The sequence below is a fragment of the Streptomyces sp. NPDC088762 genome (assembly GCF_044750905.1).
In the GTDB taxonomy this organism is placed as follows: Bacteria; Actinomycetota; Actinomycetes; order Streptomycetales; family Streptomycetaceae; genus Streptomyces.
Genome location: NZ_JBIVKT010000011.1, coordinates 117,293 through 136,052 on the forward strand (window position 1 = coordinate 117,293; position 18,760 = coordinate 136,052).

The window sequence follows — 18,760 nt, forward strand, 5'->3', positions numbered from 1 at the left end:
TGAAACGACCTGGGCGAGGCCCTTTTCTCTGTTGAATCACCCCATGAGGACCGTATGAGCACTCCGGCCCCCGCCCCCGCTCCCCTCCGTCCGGACCCCTCCCCCCAGGAACCCTCCGGAGGACTGGACCGCTACTTCAAGATCTCCGAGCGCGGCTCGACCCTCGCCCGCGAGGTCCGCGGCGGTTTCGCGACCTTCTTCGCGATGGCCTACATCATCGTGCTGAACCCGATCATCCTCGGCAGCGCGAAGGACATGTACGGGCACCAGCTCGACGGCGGCCAGCTCGTCACCGCGACCGTCCTGACGGCCGCCTTCTCCACCCTCCTCATGGGTGTCATCGGCAACGTCCCCATCGCGCTCGCGGCCGGTCTCGGCGTCAACACCGTCGTGGCCCTCCAGCTCGCCCCCCGCATGAGCTGGGCCGACGCGATGGGCATGGTGGTCCTCGCCGGCTTCGTCGTGATGCTGCTGGTCGCCACCGGTCTGCGCGAGCGGGTCATGAACGCCGTCCCGCTCGGCCTGCGCAAGGGCATCGCCATCGGCATCGGCCTGTTCATCATGCTGATCGGCCTGGTGGACTCGGGCTTCGTCACCCGCATTCCCGACCTCGCGCACACCACCGTCCCGCTCCAGCTCGGCACGGGCGGCCACCTGCACGGATGGCCCGTACTGATCTTCGTCGTCGGGGTGCTGCTGACCCTCGCCCTGCTGATCCGCAAGACGCCGGGCGCGATCCTGATCTCCATCGTGGTGATGACCGTCGTCGCCGTCGCCGTCCAGCTGGTCACCCAGCTGCCTGCCACCGCCTGGGGCCTGACCGTTCCCGAGTGGCCCGGCAACCCGGTGGCCGCGCCCGACTTCGGGCTCGTCGGCCAGGTCAGCCTGTTCGGCGGGTTCGGCAAGGTCGGGGTGCTGACCGGCGTCCTCTTCGTCTTCACCGTGCTGCTGTCCTGCTTCTTCGACGCCATGGGCACGATCCTGGGCGTCGGCGACGAGGCGAAGCTGATCGACAAGAAGACCGGCGAGTTCCCCGGGATCAACCGGGTCCTGCTGGTCGACGGCCTGGCCGTCGCCTCGGGCGGCGCGACCTCCTCCTCGGCCACCACCTGCTTCGTGGAGTCCACGGCCGGCGTCGGCGAAGGTGCCCGTACGGGTCTGGCGAACGTCGTGACGGGCGGTCTCTTCGCCGTCGCGCTGTTCCTCACCCCGCTCGCCACGATGGTCCCGTCCCAGGCGGCCACGCCCGCCCTGGTCGCGGTCGGCTTCCTGATCCTGGCGGGCTCGGTCAAGGACATCGACTGGAGCGACTTCACCATCGCCGTCCCGGCCTTCCTGGCCATGGTGATGATGCCCTTCACCTACTCGATCACCAACGGCATCGGCATCGGCTTCGTGAGCTTCTGCGCGCTGCGCCTGGCGACCGGCCGGGGCCGCGAGGTCCCGGTGGCGATGTACGTCGTGTCGGCGGTGTTCGTCTTCTACTACGCGATGCCGGCCCTCGGCCTCACGTAGGCACGCGGGCTCACGTCAGCCCGTAGAACTTCTCCGTCTCGTCGACGGCCGCCTTGAAGCGCTCGTCGAAGTCATCGCGAATGAGCGTCCGGACCACATAGTCCTGGACGCTCATTCCGCGTTTGGCGGCATGGATCCGGAGCCTGTCGAGGAGCTCCCCGTCTATGCGCATGCTCAGCACATGTGTCCCCATGCCGCAAAGAGTCGGGGCAGACGGTGGGGACGCGTGTCACTTTCCGCGCCCGACTCACCCGTACGAGTGATGCCGACCCATGGCCGGTTTAACCCCGTTTTCCTTAGCTAGAGTAATGAGTTATTCTAAGGACATGCATGACCTTTCCCATGGCGACGATGCTGCCGCCGTGAACGATCTCCGCTCCGCCGTCATGCGACTGGGCCGGCGCCTGAAGCACCAGCGCGTCGACGAGTCGCTGAGCCCGACCGAGATGTCGGTCCTCGGCACCCTCGCCCGCTGCGGCCAGGCCACGCCCGGAGAGCTGGCCCGCCGGGAGCACGTCCAGCCGCCGTCGATGACACGCATCGTCGCGCTGCTGGAGGCCAAGGGACTGGTCACGCTGGAGCCGCACCCCGACGACCGCCGCCAGAAGGTGGTCCGCCAGACGGAGACAGCCGAGGCGATGCTCGAAGAGAGCCGTCGCAAGCGCAATGCCTTCCTGGCCGGGCTCGCGGCCGAGCTGACCGAGGACGAGTGGGCCAAGCTGCGCGCCGCCGCGCCCGTCCTGGAGAAGCTCGCGCACTTGTAAGGAACGACGCCAGGAGGCGAACGCTTTTGAGTACGGGAACCGGAGCAGACTCCGCACCCGGCCACACATCCACCCCCACCACCGCGGCACCGGCCGCGACCGCGGCTCCCGCCGCGACCGCCACATCGGCATCCGCTGCATCCGCTCCATCCGCTCCCTCCGCGGGCAAGAACTCGATGTTCAGCTCGCTGAAGATCCGGAACTACCGGCTCTTCGCGACCGGCCAGGTCGTCTCGAACACCGGGACCTGGATGCAGCGCATCGCCCAGGACTGGCTGGTCCTCTCCCTGACCGGCTCCGCCTCCGCCGTCGGCATCACCATCGCGCTGCAGTTCCTGCCGATGCTGCTGTTCGGCCTCTACGGAGGCGTACTCGCCGACCGGCTGCCCAAGCGGCCGCTGCTGATCGCCACCCAGAGCGCGATGGGCCTGACGGGCGTCGCACTGGCCGTGCTCACGCTGGCCGGACACGTCCAGGTCTGGCACGTGTACCTCGCCGCCTTCCTGCTCGGCCTCGTCACCGTCGTGGACAACCCGGCCCGGCAGACCTTCGTCTCCGAGATGGTCGGCAAGGAGCAGGTCGCCAACGCCGTCAGCCTCAACTCGGCCAACTTCCAGTCCGCGCGGCTGGTCGGCCCGGCGATCGCCGGTGTGCTGATCACCGCCGTCGGCTCCGGCTGGGCCTTCCTGCTGAACGGGCTGTCGTTCGCAGCGCCCATCGCCGGCCTGCTGCTGATGCGGGCGCACGAGCTGCACCCGGTCGAGCCGCAGCCCCGCGCCAAGGGGCAGCTGCGCGAGGGCCTGCGCTACGTCGCCGGGCGGCCGGAGCTGGTCTGGCCGATCGTGCTGGTCGGCTTCATCGGGACCTTCGGGTTCAACTTCCCGATCTGGCTGTCGGCGTTCGTGAGCGACGTGTTCCACGGGGACGCGGGCACGTACGGGCTCTTCAACACCCTGATCGCGGCCGGGTCCCTGGCGGGCGCCCTGCTCGCGGCCCGGCGCGGGCTCTCCCGCCTGCGGCTGCTGGTGACGGCGGCCGTGCTGTTCTCGATCCTGCTGCTCGTAACCGCCTTCGCGCCCGGCTTCTGGCTGTTCGCGGCGCTCCTGGTGCCGATCGGGATCTTCGGCCTGACGGTCAACGTCACGGCCAACTCCAGCGTGCAGATGGCCACCGATCCGGAGATGCGGGGGCGGGTCATGGCGCTGTTCATGATGGTCTTCACCGGCGGTACCCCGCTGGGTGCCCCGCTGATGGGCTGGATCACGGACACGTACGGCGCGCGGATCGGCATGGCCGCGGGCGGCGTGATCTCGCTGGCCGCGGGGGTCGCCATCGCGGTGGTCCTGGCCCGCGTGGGCAACCTCCGGGTCCGGGTGGACCGGCGCGGGGTGACCTTCGTGCCGGCGGCGCGGCGCGAGCTGGTGCCCGCCGCGTAGGGGCCCGGGGGCGGGGGCGCCGTTAGGGTCGGGGGATGAGACTGTTCGCCGCCGTCCTGCCGCCCGCGGCGGCCGTGGCCGAGTTGCGGGAGGCCGTGGAGCCGCTGCGCGACGACCGGTTGAAGTGGGCCGCGGAGGCCGCCTGGCACTTCACGCTCGCCTTCATGGGCGAGGTACGGGACGAGGTGCTCCCCGAGCTCCACGCCCGCCTCGCCCGCGCCGCCCACCACACCGCGCCCTTCACCCTGCGCCTGCACGGCGCCGGGCACTTCGGGGAGCGCACCCTGTGGACCGGGGCCGCCGGGGACCTGCCCGCGCTGCGGCTGCTCGCCGACCGCGCCGAGGCCGCCGCCTGGCGCGCCGGGGTGCCGATGGGACAGCACCGCCGGTACACCCCGCACGTCACCCTGGCCCGCAGCCGCGACGCCTCCGCCCACCTGCGCCCGTACCTGGACGCCCTCGCCGGCTTCGAGGGCACGCCCTGGCAGGTCGGCACGCTCAGCCTCGTCCGCAGCCACCTGCCCGTCAGCGGTGTGCCCCGCGAACAGCCCCGCTACGAGACCGTCGGGTCCTGGCCCCTGGAGGGCTGAGGGGCCGGTGCCGGGTCGGCCGGCGGCCGCGTTAGGCTCGACGGGTGGATCCCAAGACCAGAAACCGTGTGATGGCCGGTGTGCTCGTGCTGATGTTCGTCGTCGTGGCCGTGGCGGCCGCCGTCGGGCAGTAGCCAGGAGCACTGGACCTCCCGGAAACCGCCCCTCGCCCCGCACCGCGATCACCACGGTGCGGGGCGAGGGCGCGGCCGCTCACCAGGCGAAGGCCTCCGGGGACGGGCCGGGGCCCGGGAAGATCTCGTCCAGGGCCGTCAGGAGCTCGTCGTTCAGCTCCAGCTCCAGCGCGCGCAGCGCGCTCTCCAACTGCTCGCCCGTGCGCGGCCCCACGATCGGGCCGGTCACCCCGGGCCGGGTCAGCAGCCAGGCCAGCGCGGTCTCGCCGGGCTCCAGGCCGTGCTTCTCCAGCAGGTCCTCATACGCCTGCACCTGCGCCCGTACCGCGCTGTTGGCCAGCGCGTCCGCGGACCGGCCCTCGGCCCGGCGGCCGCCCTCGGTCTCCTTCTTTATGACCCCGCCGAGCAGGCCGCCGTGGAGCGGGGACCAGGGGATGACCCCGAGGCCGTACTCCTGGGCGGCCGGGATGACCTCCATCTCCGCGCGCCGCTCGGCCAGGTTGTAGAGGCACTGCTCACTGACGAGGCCGACGCCGCCGCGCCGGGCGGCCGCCTCGTTGGCCTGGGCGATCTTGTAGCCGGGGAAGTTGGAGGAGCCGGCGTAGAGGATCTTGCCCTGCTGGACGAGTACGTCGACGGCCTGCCAGATCTCCTCGAAGGGGGTCCGGCGGTCAATGTGGTGGAACTGGTAGACGTCGATGTGGTCGGTGTGGAGCCGCTTGAGGCTCGCCTCGACGGCCCGTCGGATGTTCAGCGCCGACAGCCGGTCGTGATTGGGCCAGGTCTCGCCGTCGCGGGCCATGGACCCGTAGACCTTCGTGGCGAGGACGGTCTTGTCGCGGCGGCCGCCGCCCTGGGCGAACCAGGTGCCGATGATCTCCTCGGTGCGGCCCTTGTTCTCGCCCCACCCGTAGACGTTGGCGGTGTCGAAGAAGTTCAGGCCCGCGTCGAGCGCGGCATCCATGATCGAGTGGCTGGTGGGTTCGTCGGTCTGGGGACCGAAGTTCATCGTGCCGAGGACGAGTCGGCTGACCTTGAGTCCGGTGCGTCCGAGCTGCGTGTACTTCATGGGTCCCAAGCCAACTGCTTCGAGTGCACTCGAAGCAAGGGCCTCCCGCGGGTCGTCAGCGACGGCGGTACGGCCCGCCGATCCCCCACGCCTGGTGCAGGACCGCCGCGAACTCCCCCGCAAGGCGGTGCTCGCCGGAGGCGTTGGGGTGGGTGCCGTCGTAGGTGTCCCGGTGGATGTCGTACGACTGCGGGCGCGCGGCCAGCAGGATCGGCGAGGCGTCGGTCGTCAGATCGGCGACCGCCTTGGCCAGCAGCTCGTTGAAGCGGGCCACCTCGGCCGCGAAGGGGGCGTCCTCCTCGGCCCGGACGTTCGGGATGACGGGCAGCAGGACCATCCGGACGGCCGGGCGGGCCTCCCGCGCGGCCGCGATGAAGCGGCGGGCGTTGGCGGCCGTCTCGTCGGCGGCGGTGTAGAAGCCGAGGTCTATCAGGCCGAGGGAGACGAGCAGGACGTCGGCCCGGCCGGCGCCGGCGGCGGGGCCGATGAGGGGGGCCATGTGCTGCCAGCCCTCGCCCCAGCCCGCCAGATGGCGGCGGGCTTCCGGCGGGAAGCCGGGGTCGGCGTAGGCGTGGCTGGTGGGCGTGTCGGCGGAGGTGTCGTACAGCTCGCTGCGCGGGCCGACGATCTCGTGGGCGCGGCCGAGGGTGGAGTTCAGGTGCTGCCACATCCGGTAGCGCCAGGTGTAGTCGCCGGCGCGTCCGATGGTCATGGAGTCACCGACGAACATGAAACGCATCCGGTCATCATCGCGGATCACGCGACAGGCACTGTTGTGATGCCGGACACGCCGCGCGGGCTGGCAGGCTGGGGGGATGCGCCTGCTGCCCTCCTCCGCCGCCCTCGCCGCCGGCCCTGCCGCCGTGCTTGCCGCCGTCCTCGTCGTCCTGTCGCCGGGGGGAGCGGCCTTCGCGGCCGGGGCGCCGGCGCCGGTGGCCTCGTCCTTCACCATCACCGACCCGCGGATCAGGGAGTCGAGCGGGCTGGCGGCCAGCCGGATCCATCCAGGGGTCTACTGGACGCACAACGACAGCGACGACGGCCCATACGTGTACGCGGTGGACTCGGCGACCGGCAAGACGGTGGCCCGGGTGACGCTGACGGGCATCGGGAAGCCGCGCGACGTCGAGGCGATCTCGCTGGGGCCGGACGGGCAGCTGTACGTGGGCGACATCGGCGACAACCGGGACGGAACCTGGAACCACGTGTGGATCTACCGCTTCCCGGAGCCGAAGGAACTGGGCGACGTCAGCATCAAGGCGGCGCAGTTCACGGTGCGGTACGCCGACGGGCCGCGGAACGCGGAGGCGTTGATGGTGCATCCGGTGACGGGGCGGGTGTACATCGCGAGCAAGAACGAGAGCAAGGGCGGGCTGTACGAGGGCCCGGAGCAGCTCTCGGCCTCCGGGGCGAACGTGTTCCGGCGGATCGCGGACGTGCCGTGGGTGACCGACGGGGCGTTCTCGCCGGACGGGAGCAAGCTGACGCTGCGGGGCTACTTCACGGCCCGTACGTACGGGTGGAAGGACGGGCGGCCGGAGGGGGAGGGCGAACGGGTGGATGCCCCGTGGCAGGGGCAGGCGGAGTCGGTGACCTACGCGGCGGACGGCTCGGCGCTGATGTTCGGCGCGGAGGGTGAGGCGAGCCCCGTCGTCGCGGTGCCGCTGGCCACCACCGACGAGGAGGCCTCGGCGGCGCCCCAGCCGGGCGCTCCGGCTGCGCCGTCGCCGGGTGGGGAGGGCAGCTTCACGAAGGGTGCCCTCGTCCTGGCGGGGGCCCTGACCCTGGCGTTCGTCGCAAAACGCCTGTTCCGCCGCCGCAGCCCGGAGTAGCCCCCGAACCCCGGGGCCCAGGGCCTGCGGCCCCGGCCCCCCAGGCTGGGTTTGCCCGGCGTGGCCTGCCGGGTACGGCTCAAAGCTCCGGGGCTCCGCCCCGTACCCCGCTCCTCAAACGCCGGAGGGGCTGGATTGGCCGCTTGGCCCGTCCGGCCACTTCAGCCTCGCCGGCGATTGAGGCGCGGGGCCCGGGGCAGCGCCCCGGCAGCGGCGCCGCACACTCCACGCTTCAAGCGCCCGGAGTACTGGCCGGCCGGCCGGCCGGCCTGCCCGGAGGCAATTCCAGCCTCGCCGGCGATTGAGGCGCGGGGCCCGGGGCAGCGCCCCGGCAGCGCCGCAGGGGAAGGCCGCGGGTGGTGCGCCGGGCCGGTTACTCCTCCCGGATGGGGATGCGGCCGTTCGCCGTGCCGTTGGGCGGGGCCGTGGGGGTGGTGGGGGGCTGGGACATCGTGGAGAGGAGCTGGCGGGCCAGGCCGAGGCCCGTGCCGCCCATGGTCAGCGCCTTGGCGAACATCTCCGACATGCCCTCGGCCCCGTTCAGCAGGACCATGTGCTCCACGTTCCCGAACGCCCCGGCCCCCGCCTCCACGATCGCCGGCCAGTTCTCGGCCAGCTGCTGCGCCACCACCGCTTCCTGGTTCTCCGCCAGGGCCGACGCCCGCGCCTTGATCGCTTCCGCCTCCGCGAGGCCCTTCGCCTTCGCCGACTCGGCCGCCGCGAGGCCCTTCGCCCGGGTCGCCGCCGCCTCCGCCTCGCCCGTCGCCCGGGTCGCGGTCGCCGCCGCCAGGCCGCGGGCCTCCGTCGCCTTCGCGTCGGCCGCCGCCGCCGTCGTCACCCGGGTCGCCTCGGCGGCGGCCGCGAGCTCCGTCTCCTTCGCCTTGGCCTGCGCCGCCGAGATCCGCGCGTCGCGCTCGGCCTCCGCCCTGGTCCGGGTCTCGTAGGCCGCCGCGTCCGCCGGCTTGCGCACGTCCGCCTGGAGCTGCTGCTCGCGCCGGTGTGCCTCCAGCTCCGCGACCCGCGTCTCCTGGACCACGACCTCCTGGCGGGCAGCGGCTTCCGAGAGCGGCCCCGCCTGCCGGGCGGCCGCGGCCGCCTTGTCCCGTTCCGCCTGGTAGCCGGCCTGGAGGATCTCGCTGTCGCGCGTCGCCTCCGCCATCCGTGCCGACGCGGCCTGCTCGGCCTCCGTCGCCAGCCGGTTGGCCTCCGCCTGGGCGATCCGCGCGTCCCGCTGCACGGCGGCCGCGTGCGGCATCGCCAGGTTCTTGATGTAGCCGGTCGGGTCCTCGATCTCGTGGATCTGCAGCGAGTCGACGATCAGGCCGAGCTTCTCCATCTCCGTACCGCACGCCATCCGGGTCTGCCCGGTCAGCTTCTCCCGGTCGCGGATCATGTCCTCGACCGTCAACCCGCCCACGATCGAGCGCAGATGGCCGGCGAAGACGATGTGCACCCGCTCGGGCATCATCTTCTGCTGGTCCAGGAAGCGGCGCGCCGCGTTGGCGATGGAGACGAGGTCGTCACCGACCTTGAAGATCACCACGCCCTTGACGCGCAGGGGGATGCCCTGGTGGGTGACGCAGTCCACCGACAGCTGCGTCTCGTTGAGGTCCAGGGACAGTTTCCGCACCGCCTGCACGCCCGGCAGTACGAGCGTTCCGCGCCCGGTGACGATGCGGAACCCCATGCCCTCGCCGATGCCCTCGGTCTTGTGCGCGGACCCGGAGATGACGAGTGCCTCGTTGGGTTCGGCCACCCGCCACATGAGCTTGAACAGGCCGATCAAGGCCACGATTGCGGCGAGAACGATTCCCGCCACGACGCCGACAGCCACCGGCAACGCCCCCTTATCGCGGTGCCGTTCGGCACCGACGAGGGCGAGTCTGCGCCTGTACCGACCCCCGGAGAAGTGGCCGGATCATTCTTGTCGCCATCTTGATACGGACACGGACGCGAGGCCCGCGGGCGGACGCGGTGCCGGGCGTGCGCAGGCTCAGCCGTCGTAGGCGGCCATCACGTAGACGGTGCGCGGCGGCAGGTACTCGACCACCGTCACCACCCTCCCGACGGCCAGCCGTCCGGTCCCCGCGACCGGGTGCGCGAGGAAGTGCTCGGCCCCGCCGCGGATCCGGACGATGACCTCACCGACGAGCCCCGGCCCGACCGTCCCGGTCACCCGCCCGGTCATCCCCACCATGTCCGTGTCGCCCCCCATGGGCCGAGCGTACGCGCGGCGCCGCCGGGGCCGCTAGGAGTGGCCGAGGTCCTCCGCCGGAAGGTCCGAGACGGGGACGGAGCCCGTGTCGGGTTCCTGGACGGCGGGGCGCAGGGGGAAGTCGTCCGATGCCATCGAGTCCAGCACCGGCGGGGCCGGCCGCAGCGGCTTCGGCATGACCGCGGCCTCCGAGTGGCCGCCGCAGCCGTACGACAGGGACACCAGCCGGCCGTCGGCCGGCGAGAACTCGTTCGCGCAGACACCGAAGGCCTGGCCCAGCGAGCCGCCGATCGCGACCAGGAAGCCGCACGACACGCACGACGCCGGCGCCGCCTGCGCCATCGGGGTCTTCGCGCCGAAGGAGTCGTCCCAGCGGTCGGCCGCGCTGTGCAGCCCGTAGCGGGAGAGGACCCGCCTGCGCCGCATGCCCAGTTCCTCGGCGACCGCGGTGATGGAGCCGCGCGCCGGGACGACCACGCGGTCGGTGACGTCGGCGTCCTCCGCCTCGACCAGTTCGGCCATCTCCTCGGAGACCACCGAGTTCGGCGGCGGGGCGTCCTCGTCCGTCCAGCCCGGCTCCAGCCGCAGGTCGTCGGCGTCGGTGGGCAGCAGGTCGCCGGGGCCCATGTCGCCCGGGCGCAGCCGCTCGCTCCACGGCACCCATTCGGGGGCCAGGAGGGCGTCCTCGCCGGGCAGCAGCACCGTTTCGTCGAGGGTGACGTTCTTCGCGCGGGAGGCGCGGGTGACGGTGACGGCCCAGCGCCAGCCGCGGTAGCCCGGCTCCTTGGCCTCGAAGAAGTGGGTGACGACCCGGTCGCCCTCCGCTACCGCGGAGACGTGCTCGCCCACCACGCCGGGGAAGGCGGCCTCCTCGGCGGCCGCGCGGGCGAGGTCCACCGCCTCGACGCACAGGCGGTCGGGGGCAGGGGTACGCGGGGTACGGCTTCGCGTCGTCGCAGCACTCACTGGTCTCGTTCTCTCCTACGCCGTCTCACGAGTGCGCCGTCCGTACTGTCGTCCACAACGACCCGCCGGTGCTGTCCGTACGAAGCGCGGGCGGAGCGGACCAGAGGGCCGCGTCGACGTCCGCACCCGATCGGACTCCGGGCGCACCCACCTGCTATCCATTCTGCGGGATCGCGAAGAGGCGCGCGGCCAAGAGCAACCGCCGGTGGCGCGCTACGCACGCTACCTCCTCCGACGCCCCGGGCCCACATGCAAGGTCCGATTCGCGGACAAGCGGGCGGCCCGCGACGCGCCGGAAGGGGTCCCGGAGGGCCCGGTGGGGCAGTATGGCGAATGTGGCACCCGTACGGTCGTCCGCCGACGGCTCGGGACCGGCCAGGCGGGCCGGCCGGGCCCTGGGGCGTGCGCTGCACCTGCCGATCACCGGCACGGCGCGCGGGATCCGGCGCGCCACACACGCGCACGGGGCCGGTGAGTCGGGTCTCGGCAGGCTGATCGAGCTGCACGCCATCAACGGCGCCGGCGACGTGATGATCACGGTGGCGCTGGCCTCGACGGTGTTCTTCTCCGTTCCGACGGACGAGGCGCGCGGCCGGGTCGCCCTGTACCTGGCGATCACGATGGCCCCCTTCACCCTGCTGGCCCCGGTGATCGGTCCCCTGCTGGACCGGCTGCCGCACGGGCGGCGGGCCGCGATGGCGGCCGCGATGCTGACGCGGGCGCTGCTGGCGCTGATGATGTCGGGCGCGGTGGCCACGGGCGGGCTGGAGCTGTATCCGGCGGCGCTGGGCGTGCTGGTCGCCTCGAAGGCGTACGGGGTCGTGCGCAGCGCGGTGGTACCGCGGCTGCTCCCGCCCAGGTTCTCACTCGTCAAGGCGAACTCGCGGGTGACGCTGGCCGGCCTGCTGGCCACGGGCGCGGCGGCGCCGGTGGGGGCCGCCCTGCACTCGCTCGGCCCGCCGTGGCCGCTGTACGGGGCCTGCGCGATCTTCATCTGGGGGACCTTCGCGGCGTTCTCGCTGCCGCACAAGGTGGACGAGGCGAAGGGCGAGCGCCGGGCCCGGCTGTCGACCCACGAGGCGCACTCGAAGCGGCCGGGGCTGCGCACGGTGAGCCCGTCGGTGCTGTACGGGCTGCTGGCGAACGCGTCGATGCGCGGGCTGTCCGGGTTCCTGATCTTCTTCCTGGCGTTCCTGCTGCGGGAGCATCCCCTGGCGGGCCAGAGCGCGGCCGTGTCGCTGGGCATCGTGGCGGTCTCGGCGGGCGTCGGGAACGCGTGCGGGACGGCGGTGGGGGCGTGGCTGCGGTCCCGGGCGCCGGAGGGGATCATCGCGGCGGTGCTGTGCCTGACGCTGGCGGCGGCGGTGTTCGCGGCGATCTTCTTCAGCGGGTTCCTGATGGCGGTGCTGGGCGCCACGGCGGGCATCTGCCAGGCCCTCGCGAAGCTGTCGCTGGACGCGATGATCCAGCGGGACGTTCCGGAGGCGGTCCGGACCTCGGCGTTCGCCCGCTCGGAGACGCTGCTCCAGGTGGCGTGGGTGCTGGGCGGCGCGATCGGCATCGCACTGCCGTTGAACGGGGTCCTGGGCATGTCGGTCGCGGCCGCCATGGTCGCGCTGGGCACGACGATGGCCCTCCGCGGCCTCCTCACCGGCCCCCGCCACCACCAGCAGGGCACGACCCGGCCCCGAGTGGCCTAGCCGTATGGCCCGGTGCGGGTTCACAACCGGGGCTCCGCCCCGCACCCCGCTCCTCAAACGCCGGAGGGGCTGGATTTTGCCCGCCTCGGTGCACGGGTGCGGGCACAGACGGCGCCGCGCCCGACAGTCGGCGGGGGCAAATCCAGCCTCGCCGGCGTTTGAGGCGCGGGGTGCGGGGCGGAGCCCCGGCAGCGGCGCCGCACCCGCCGCCCACGGGCCACCACGGCATGGTCGGGGGAGCGACGCCGCAGGCGGGACGCGCCGCGCCGCAGGCCGGCGATGGGACCCCTGCTGCGGCGCAGCCGACGGGCCCGATAGCCTTCGGCTCATGACCGCACCGCTTTTCTCGGGTAGGGCCCACCGCAGCGTCGCGGCCCTCGGAGCCGTGTCCGCCGGCCTCCTCCTCCTCTCCGCCTGCGACAAGCCGACACCGCTGGCGACCGTGACGGTGGGCGGCTCCTCGGTGTCCGCCGAAGCCGCCTGCCACGGCGGCAAGGAGCCGCTCTCCATGGACAAGGTCCAGGAGTGCCTCACGAACCTCAAGGACGCCAAGACCGTCGAGTACGGCCGCGGCGACACCCTGCGCCTCGGGGTCGAGCCCGACGTCGTCGAGGACGGCAAGAAGTGGCAGGCGGTCCTGGACGGCCAGCCCATCACCGAGCCGTCCGAGAACACCTACCGCAGCTTCCCCGGCGCCGACGTCTTCGCGACCGGCGGCCAGGGCGAGGCCCCGGCCTCCAAGAAGCTCGCGTTCGTCCAGGTCGCCGAGGACGGCAAGCCGCTGTCCGTCTGGACCTTCAACCTCAAGCTCAAGTAGCCGGACGGCACCGGTGCGCGTGCTCGTCGTGACCGCGGTGGCGGCGGAGGCAGACTCCGTCGTCAGTGGCCTGACCGGGTCCACCCCTCATCCGGACCTCCCCGGTCACGAGCCGCGCACCCTGCCCGGGGGCTACCCGATCATCCGGCGGGACCTCCCCGGCGCCGCCTTCGAGGTGGTCGCCGCCGGCGTCGGGCCGGCCGCGGCGGCCGCCGGCGCCGCGACCGCGCTCGCCCTGGGCGAGTACGGCCTCGTCGTCTCCGCCGGCATCGGCGGCGGGTTCCAGCCCGCCGCCCCGCTCGGCTCGCTCGTCGTGGCGGACGCGATCGTCGCCGCCGACCTGGGCGCCGAAACCCCCGAGGGCTTCCTCGACGTCCAGGCGCTCGGCTTCGGGCACAGCGTGCACCTGCCGCCCGCCGAGCTGGCCGCCCGCGCCGCCGAGGCGACCGGGGCGCTGCTCGCGCCCGTGCTCACCGTCTCCACCGTCACCGGCACCGCCGCGAGCGCCGCCGCGCTCGCCGCCCGGCACCCGATGGCCGGGGCCGAGGCCATGGAGGGCTTCGGGGTCGCCGAGGCGGCCGCCGCGCACGGGCTGCCCGTGCTGGAGATCCGCGCCGTGTCCAATGCCGTGGGCCCCCGCGACCGTGCCGCCTGGCGGATCGGCGACGCGCTCGCCGCCCTCTCCGACGGTTTCCGCGCCCTGGGGCCCGTACTCGCGAACTGGGGAGAACGCCATGACCGGTAAGGCCGGCGACGCCGTGCAGATCGCCTACTCGCCCTGCCCCAACGACACCTTCGTCTTCGACGCCTGGGCGCACGGCCGCGTCCCGGGGGCGCCCGCCCTCGACGTCACCTTCGCCGACATCGACATCACCAACGGCATGGCCGAACGCGGCGAGCTGGACGTGCTGAAGGTGTCGTACGCCGTCCTGCCCTGGGTGTTGGAGGATTACGCGCTGCTCCCCTGCGGCGGGGCGCTGGGGCGCGGCTGCGGACCGCTCGTGCTCACCCGCGAGCCGGGCGTGGACCTGGCCGGCAAGACGGTCGCCGTGCCGAGCGAACGCTCCACCGCCTACCTGCTGTTCCGGCTGTGGGCGGCGGACGTGCTGCCCGACGGCGTCGGCAAGGTGGTCGTGCTGCCGTTCAACGAGATCATGCCCGCCGTGCGCGACGGCCGGGTGGACGCCGGGCTGGTCATCCACGAGGCCCGCTTCACCTATCAGGACTACGGGCTGCACTGCCTGGCCGACATGGGCGAGCACTGGGAGTCCACGACCGGACTGCCCATCCCGCTGGGCGCGATCATCGCCAAGCGCTCGCTGGGCGAGGAACGGCTGCGCGAACTGGCCGCCTCCGCCCGGACGTCGGTCCTGATGGCCTGGGAGGACCCGGAGGTCTCGCGCCCCTACGTACGCGCCCACGCGCAGGAGCTGGACCCGGACGTCGCCGACCAGCACATCGGGCTCTACGTCAACGAGTTCACCGCCGGCCTCGGCGAGGACGGCTACGCGGCCGTACGCGGGCTGCTGACGCGGGCCGCGGCCGAGGGGCTGGTACCGGCCATTGCGCCGGACGCGCTGAGCTTCCCGTAGCCCCGCGACGGCTGTGCCCCGCCGCTCTTGCGAGTGGCGGGGCACAGGTCGCGCGAGGATCAGACGTCGAGCTGGTCGGCCACCGCGCGCAGCAGTCCGGCGATCTTCGTGCCGTGCACCTTGTCGGGGTAGCGGCCCCGCTCCAGCATCGGCGTGATGTTCTCGAGCAGCGTCGTGAGGTCCTGCACGATCGAGGCGAGTTCGTCGGGCTTGCGGCGCTGCGCGGCCGCGACCGACGGCGCCGGGTCCAGGACCGTCACGGAAAGTGCCTGGTCACCGCGCTGGCCGGCGACGACCCCGAACTCGACGCGTTGGCCGGGCTTGAGGGAGTCGACCCCGGCAGGGAGCACCGACGAGTGGACGAAGACGTCGCCGCCGTCGTCGCGGGAGAGAAAGCCGAAGCCCTTCTCACTGTTGAACCACTTGACCTTGCCGGTAGGCACGTCCGTCCTCTGTCCTTGTGCTCGTCGGGGTCCGGAGTCCGCGGAACGGCTCCGGATAACAGCGCAGCGGGTCATGTGTGACCCGCCACCTCAAGGCTAATGGTCGGGGGCCGTGTGACAAGACGTTCCCCGGCCCCACGCCGTCGGCTGCTTCAGGCAGGGGAACTACCCTGGTGAGGTGACTGTTACTCCTCGTTCCGACGAAGCGCGGCCCGGCGACGCATTGGTCCGGGCCGGCGGCATCGTGTTCATCGCGGGCGCCGTCGCCACGCTGGTGACGATGGCCCCGCTCTTCCTGGGCACGGACCCGTTCCCGTCGTACGCGTGGGCCGTGTGCATGCTGATGGGCGTCGGCTTCGCCATCTCCGCGGCGGGCGTGCTGCGCTCGGCCGCGGCGCAGCGGCGCGAGGCCCGCGCCTCGCAGGCCCGGGCTGCGGCGGCGCAGGCTGCGCGGGGCTAGGCCTCGCGGGGCTAGGCCTCGGCGGCGCAGGCTGCGGGGGCCTGGGCTTCGGCCGGCTGGGCGGTGGGGCCCGCCGGCAGCTGCGCGACGTACCGCGCGAGCCACTGCGGCAGCTCGGTGAGGTCCCTGAGCACCACGTCCGCGCCCGCCTCCCGCAGTTCCGGCTCGGGGCACGGCCCCGTCGGCACCGCCACCGACAGCGCGCCCGCCGTACGGGCCCCGCGGACGTCCCCGACGTGGTCGCCGACGTAGACCTGGGCGCCGTACTCGCGCAGCGCACCGGCCTTGGCCTCCGCCCAGAGCCAGCCCACCACCGCGTCCGGCTCGATGCCCAGGTGCTCCAGGTGCAGCCGGGCGTTCGGCTCGTGCTTGGCGGTGACGACGATCGCCCGCCCGCCGAGCGCCTGTACGGCCTCGATCGCCTCGCGCGCGCCCGGCATCGCCGGGGTCGGCTCGATGGCGAATGTGGGATAGATCTCCCGGTAGCGGTCCGCCATGGCGGGGATCTCGGCCGCCGGGAACCAGTACGCCAGCTCCTCGTCCAGCGGCGGCCCGAGCCGCGTGACCGCCGCGTCGGCGTCGATGAACGTGCCCGTCTCGGCCGACAGGGCCTGGTAGGCGGCCCTGATGCCCGGCCGGGAATCGATGAGGGTCATGTCGAGGTCGAAGCCGACGGTGAGGTTCATACCGCCCATTGTGCCGAGGCGGCCGGCGCGGCGGACCGCCCGCGGGGCGAAGAGCGGGGGAACGACCGGGGCGGCGCGAAAAAGCCGGGAAACCGTCTCAACCTTTTGCGGGCGGCAGGACTCGGGACAGGGATGAGAGACACGATGGAAGGGGAGGCCAGATGCCGCCAGGCACCGCGCTTGACTCCGGGCACGACTTCGAGACCTTTGCCCGGGCGAGTCAGCGCAAGCTGTACCGGACCGCGTACCTGCTCTGCGGCAACGCCGACGGTGCGCGCGACCTGACCCAGACGACGCTCGCGAAGCTGTTCCAGCACTGGCGGCGGGTCGCCGCCGCCGACCACCCCGACGCGTACGCCAGAACCGTGCTGACCCGCACCTTCCTCGCCGAGCGGCGCCGCCGCCTGCGGGACCTGCTGGCGCACACGAAGGCCGGCCCGCCACCGATGCCCGAGCACGCCGAGCTGCGCGTCACGCTGCTCGCCGCGCTGGCCGAACTCCCGCCGCGGGCCCGGGCGATGGTCGTCCTGCGCTACTGGGAGGACCTGAGCGTCGAGACCGTCGCGGACCTGCTGCGCTGCAGCCAGGGAACGGTCAAGAGCCAGTGCTCGCGCGCACTCGCCCGGCTGCGCACCCAGCTCGGCGAGGTCCACCTCTACGCCACCGAGAACTGACCGAAGGAGACGGAGCTCATGGGTATCGACGAAGACCTCGTCCGGGACGCGATGGAACGGACGACCGCCGACCTGCCCCCGCTGCCGGACCTGACGGGTCCGGCCCGCGCCCAGGGCCGGCGCCGCAAGGCGCGCGCCCGGGCGGCGATGGGCGGCGCGGTGCTGGCCGTCGCCGCGCTCGCCGCAGCCGGGGGGCTCGCGCTGCCGGGTGGGGGCGAGGGCGCGCGGGGCGCGACCGGGGTGGCCGCGGTGCCCCCGGAGACCGCCAAGCCGCAGCCGCCCGTCCACCTGGAACCGACCCCGGGCGAGACACCGATGTCCGCGCTGCCGCCCGACGTGCGGGCACGGCAGGAGAACTTCCAGAACCAGGCGGTCGGCGTGCTCCGGGGCCTGTTGCCCGGGGCTTTCGGCACCCTGCAGCGGACCGACCTCAACGTGCGCCTCTACCAGCTCACCAAGGACGGCAAGACGTTCACCGTCGTCTTCTCGGTACGCCCTTCGGAGGCAGGCAGGAACGACAAGCCCTGCCTCGAGGTGAAGGGCCAGACCTGCGCGAAGGCCACCTTGCCGGACGGCACCGAGGTCAGCGCGGCGACCGCGCCGGTCAACTCCGCCACCGTCACCGAGTCCCGTGTCTTCTTCCACTACGGCACCAGCGACGTCGTGCTGTCCGTCGGCTCGCACGAAGCCTCGAACACCTCGGCACCCGTCACCAAGGAGCAGCTGCTGGAGGTCGCCAAGGCGCCCGCCTTCCTCGACCTGGTCAAGGACGCCGACCGGCAGCCGGTGCAGGAGAAGCAGACGGTCGTCCCCCTCGGCTGAGACCCGGGCGACGCCGCGGCCGGCCCGTCAGCGCCGCCGGGCCCGCCACACCAGGTACAGCACGGACGCCAGGGCCGCGCCCCTCAGCAGCCACGGCCACATGCCCTGCAGGACCCCGCTCAGCTGGTCCTCGGCGAGGGATTCGCCCCACTTGCCGTTCATCCGGCCCCACAGCCACACGAGCGCCCCGGTGAGGACCACGCCGGGCGGACCGAGGACGGCCCACTTGCGCTCGGCGGGCCCCAGCACGCGGGAGGCGTACGGAAGGAGCCAGCCGACGACGAGCAGCAGCCAGTAGCCGGTGACGACGCCGACGACGAGGACGGCCGCGGCCAGCATCAGGAACGCGTTCGGCCGCGGCCGGGGCGCGGCGGCCGCCCCGGCGGCTCCCGGCCCGGCGGCCTCGGCGGCCTCGGCGGCCGCCGCCTTCTTCGCACGCCGCCGCTCGCGCAGGAACCGTACGAGGGACCGCCCGCGCCCTTCCTCCTCGCCGGGCGGCGGCGTCGCCGGCTCCGCGGTCTCCTCCTCCGGGTCCTCCTTGAACAGGTCCGGGATCTCGATGCCGCCCGCGAAACCCTCGACCTGCGGGCCCGACCCGTAGGCGGCCGGAGCCACCCGCCACCAGTCGGGCTCCTCCCCGCCGGAGGGGCCGAGTTCGTCGAGACCGGCCAGGTGCGGCGGCACGTTCCGCGGCTCCGCCGCCGGGCGCTGCGGCGGCACCTGCTTGCGGCGCAGGGCCCCCGGACTCCGCTGGGCCGGTACCCCGGCGGGCGGTTCGGGCGTGGCGGCGCGGGCGGGCTCCGGCGCCGAAAGGGTGCCGAGCGTGTCCAGGACCTCCTCCGGCGTGCCGATGCGCTCCAGGATGCGGCGCACGGCGGCCGGGGTCTCCGGGTCGTACCGGGCGCGCCGACGGTCGATCTCGTCCCTCAGCCCCGCGACCAGCCGCATCCGGTCGCCGGAGGACAGCTGCCGCTGCTGCGCCAAGTCCCCTACCCGGCTCAGATATTCGTAGACCAGATGGTCGCTTTCGATCCCCATGCCCCGG

21 protein-coding genes are annotated in these 18,760 nt (G+C 73.1%); 12 read left to right on the plus strand and 9 right to left on the minus strand.

Annotated elements, in window-relative coordinates; all coding sequences use genetic code 11:
- Positions 1–54 precede the first annotated feature (54 nt).
- Positions 55–1,515 carry an NCS2 family permease gene (locus ACIP5M_RS23805; protein ID WP_401200224.1) on the plus strand — a complete coding sequence of 487 codons (1,461 nt, stop codon included), beginning with the start codon at positions 55–57 and terminating at the stop codon, positions 1,513–1,515.
- Positions 1,516–1,525: 10 nt separating this feature from the next.
- On the opposite strand, the gene ACIP5M_RS23810 is transcribed toward ACIP5M_RS23805, so the two are convergent.
- Complete coding sequence (locus ACIP5M_RS23810; RefSeq protein ID WP_030010567.1) at positions 1,526–1,708, minus strand: hypothetical protein; 183 nt, start codon at positions 1,706–1,708, stop codon at positions 1,526–1,528.
- A 133-nt stretch (positions 1,709–1,841) separates the two neighbouring features.
- Here ACIP5M_RS23810 and ACIP5M_RS23815 point away from each other — a divergent pair, with 133 nt between their 5' ends.
- The 3 genes from ACIP5M_RS23815 to thpR are packed head-to-tail and all read left to right on the plus strand — an operon-like array spanning position 1,842 to position 4,305.
- On the plus strand, positions 1,842–2,279 hold the full coding sequence (locus ACIP5M_RS23815; RefSeq protein WP_031157462.1) for a MarR family winged helix-turn-helix transcriptional regulator: 438 nt from the start codon (positions 1,842–1,844) through the stop codon (positions 2,277–2,279).
- A gap of 26 nt (positions 2,280–2,305) precedes the next feature.
- Positions 2,306–3,715, plus strand: a complete 1,410-nt coding sequence (locus tag ACIP5M_RS23820) for an MFS transporter (RefSeq protein WP_401200228.1) — start codon at positions 2,306–2,308, stop codon at positions 3,713–3,715.
- 35 nt (positions 3,716–3,750) lie between these two features.
- Positions 3,751–4,305 (plus strand): RNA 2',3'-cyclic phosphodiesterase, encoded by a 555-nt coding sequence (gene thpR, locus ACIP5M_RS23825; RefSeq protein ID WP_401200231.1) that lies wholly within the window; start codon positions 3,751–3,753, stop codon positions 4,303–4,305.
- 213 nt (positions 4,306–4,518) lie between these two features.
- On the opposite strand, the gene ACIP5M_RS23830 is transcribed toward thpR, so the two are convergent.
- Together ACIP5M_RS23830 and ACIP5M_RS23835 are read right to left on the minus strand one after the other, a co-directional pair.
- Positions 4,519–5,508: an aldo/keto reductase gene (locus ACIP5M_RS23830; protein ID WP_401200234.1), complete on the minus strand. Its 990-nt coding sequence runs from the start codon at positions 5,506–5,508 to the stop codon at positions 4,519–4,521.
- Between the two features lie 55 nt (positions 5,509–5,563).
- Positions 5,564–6,247 (minus strand): GDSL-type esterase/lipase family protein, encoded by a 684-nt coding sequence (locus ACIP5M_RS23835; protein ID WP_401200237.1) that lies wholly within the window; start codon positions 6,245–6,247, stop codon positions 5,564–5,566.
- Positions 6,248–6,323: 76 nt separating this feature from the next.
- On the opposite strand from ACIP5M_RS23835, the gene ACIP5M_RS23840 reads away from it, so the two are divergent.
- Positions 6,324–7,340 (plus strand): WD40 repeat domain-containing protein, encoded by a 1,017-nt coding sequence (locus ACIP5M_RS23840; RefSeq protein ID WP_401200239.1) that lies wholly within the window; start codon positions 6,324–6,326, stop codon positions 7,338–7,340.
- Positions 7,341–7,713: 373 nt separating this feature from the next.
- On the opposite strand, the gene ACIP5M_RS23845 is transcribed toward ACIP5M_RS23840, so the two are convergent.
- From ACIP5M_RS23845 to ACIP5M_RS23855, 3 genes are all read right to left on the minus strand, one after another.
- A complete protein-coding gene (locus ACIP5M_RS23845) occupies positions 7,714–9,180 on the minus strand; it encodes a flotillin family protein (RefSeq protein WP_401200242.1) in 1,467 nt (488 codons plus the stop codon).
- A 153-nt stretch (positions 9,181–9,333) separates the two neighbouring features.
- On the minus strand, positions 9,334–9,555 hold the full coding sequence (locus tag ACIP5M_RS23850; protein WP_401200245.1) for a hypothetical protein: 222 nt from the start codon (positions 9,553–9,555) through the stop codon (positions 9,334–9,336).
- Positions 9,556–9,588: 33 nt separating this feature from the next.
- Entirely contained in the window at positions 9,589–10,521 is a 933-nt protein-coding gene (locus tag ACIP5M_RS23855) for a DUF3027 domain-containing protein (RefSeq protein WP_401200247.1), read from the minus strand.
- A gap of 326 nt (positions 10,522–10,847) precedes the next feature.
- On the opposite strand from ACIP5M_RS23855, the gene ACIP5M_RS23860 reads away from it, so the two are divergent.
- From ACIP5M_RS23860 to ACIP5M_RS23875, 4 genes are all read left to right on the plus strand, one after another.
- Complete coding sequence (locus ACIP5M_RS23860; RefSeq protein ID WP_401200250.1) at positions 10,848–12,221, plus strand: MFS transporter; 1,374 nt, start codon at positions 10,848–10,850, stop codon at positions 12,219–12,221.
- 328 nt (positions 12,222–12,549) lie between these two features.
- A complete protein-coding gene (locus ACIP5M_RS23865; protein ID WP_401200253.1) occupies positions 12,550–13,038 on the plus strand; it encodes a DUF2771 domain-containing protein in 489 nt (162 codons plus the stop codon).
- 13 nt (positions 13,039–13,051) lie between these two features.
- Complete coding sequence (locus tag ACIP5M_RS23870) at positions 13,052–13,783, plus strand: futalosine hydrolase (protein WP_401200256.1); 732 nt, start codon at positions 13,052–13,054, stop codon at positions 13,781–13,783.
- Positions 13,773–14,630, plus strand: a complete 858-nt coding sequence (locus ACIP5M_RS23875) for a 1,4-dihydroxy-6-naphthoate synthase (protein WP_401200259.1) — start codon at positions 13,773–13,775, stop codon at positions 14,628–14,630. The genes ACIP5M_RS23870 and ACIP5M_RS23875 overlap by 11 nt, the downstream gene beginning before the upstream one ends.
- Before the next feature lie 59 nt (positions 14,631–14,689).
- On the opposite strand, the gene ACIP5M_RS23880 is transcribed toward ACIP5M_RS23875, so the two are convergent.
- Positions 14,690–15,073 (minus strand): cold-shock protein, encoded by a 384-nt coding sequence (locus tag ACIP5M_RS23880; protein WP_322975534.1) that lies wholly within the window; start codon positions 15,071–15,073, stop codon positions 14,690–14,692.
- Positions 15,074–15,251: 178 nt separating this feature from the next.
- On the opposite strand from ACIP5M_RS23880, the gene ACIP5M_RS23885 reads away from it, so the two are divergent.
- Complete coding sequence (locus ACIP5M_RS23885; RefSeq protein ID WP_401200261.1) at positions 15,252–15,533, plus strand: hypothetical protein; 282 nt, start codon at positions 15,252–15,254, stop codon at positions 15,531–15,533.
- Between the two features lie 11 nt (positions 15,534–15,544).
- On the opposite strand, the gene ACIP5M_RS23890 is transcribed toward ACIP5M_RS23885, so the two are convergent.
- Positions 15,545–16,228: an HAD family hydrolase gene (locus ACIP5M_RS23890; RefSeq protein ID WP_401200264.1), complete on the minus strand. Its 684-nt coding sequence runs from the start codon at positions 16,226–16,228 to the stop codon at positions 15,545–15,547.
- A gap of 152 nt (positions 16,229–16,380) precedes the next feature.
- Between ACIP5M_RS23890 and ACIP5M_RS23895 the strand changes: the two genes are divergently transcribed.
- On the plus strand, positions 16,381–16,893 hold the full coding sequence (locus tag ACIP5M_RS23895) for a SigE family RNA polymerase sigma factor (protein WP_401200267.1): 513 nt from the start codon (positions 16,381–16,383) through the stop codon (positions 16,891–16,893).
- Positions 16,894–16,911: 18 nt separating this feature from the next.
- Positions 16,912–17,715: a hypothetical protein gene (locus tag ACIP5M_RS23900; RefSeq protein WP_401200270.1), complete on the plus strand. Its 804-nt coding sequence runs from the start codon at positions 16,912–16,914 to the stop codon at positions 17,713–17,715.
- Positions 17,716–17,742: 27 nt separating this feature from the next.
- Here ACIP5M_RS23900 and ACIP5M_RS23905 read toward each other — a convergent pair whose 3' ends face one another.
- Positions 17,743–18,753: a hypothetical protein gene (locus ACIP5M_RS23905; RefSeq protein WP_401200273.1), complete on the minus strand. Its 1,011-nt coding sequence runs from the start codon at positions 18,751–18,753 to the stop codon at positions 17,743–17,745.
- Between the last annotated feature and the right edge of the window lie 7 nt (positions 18,754–18,760).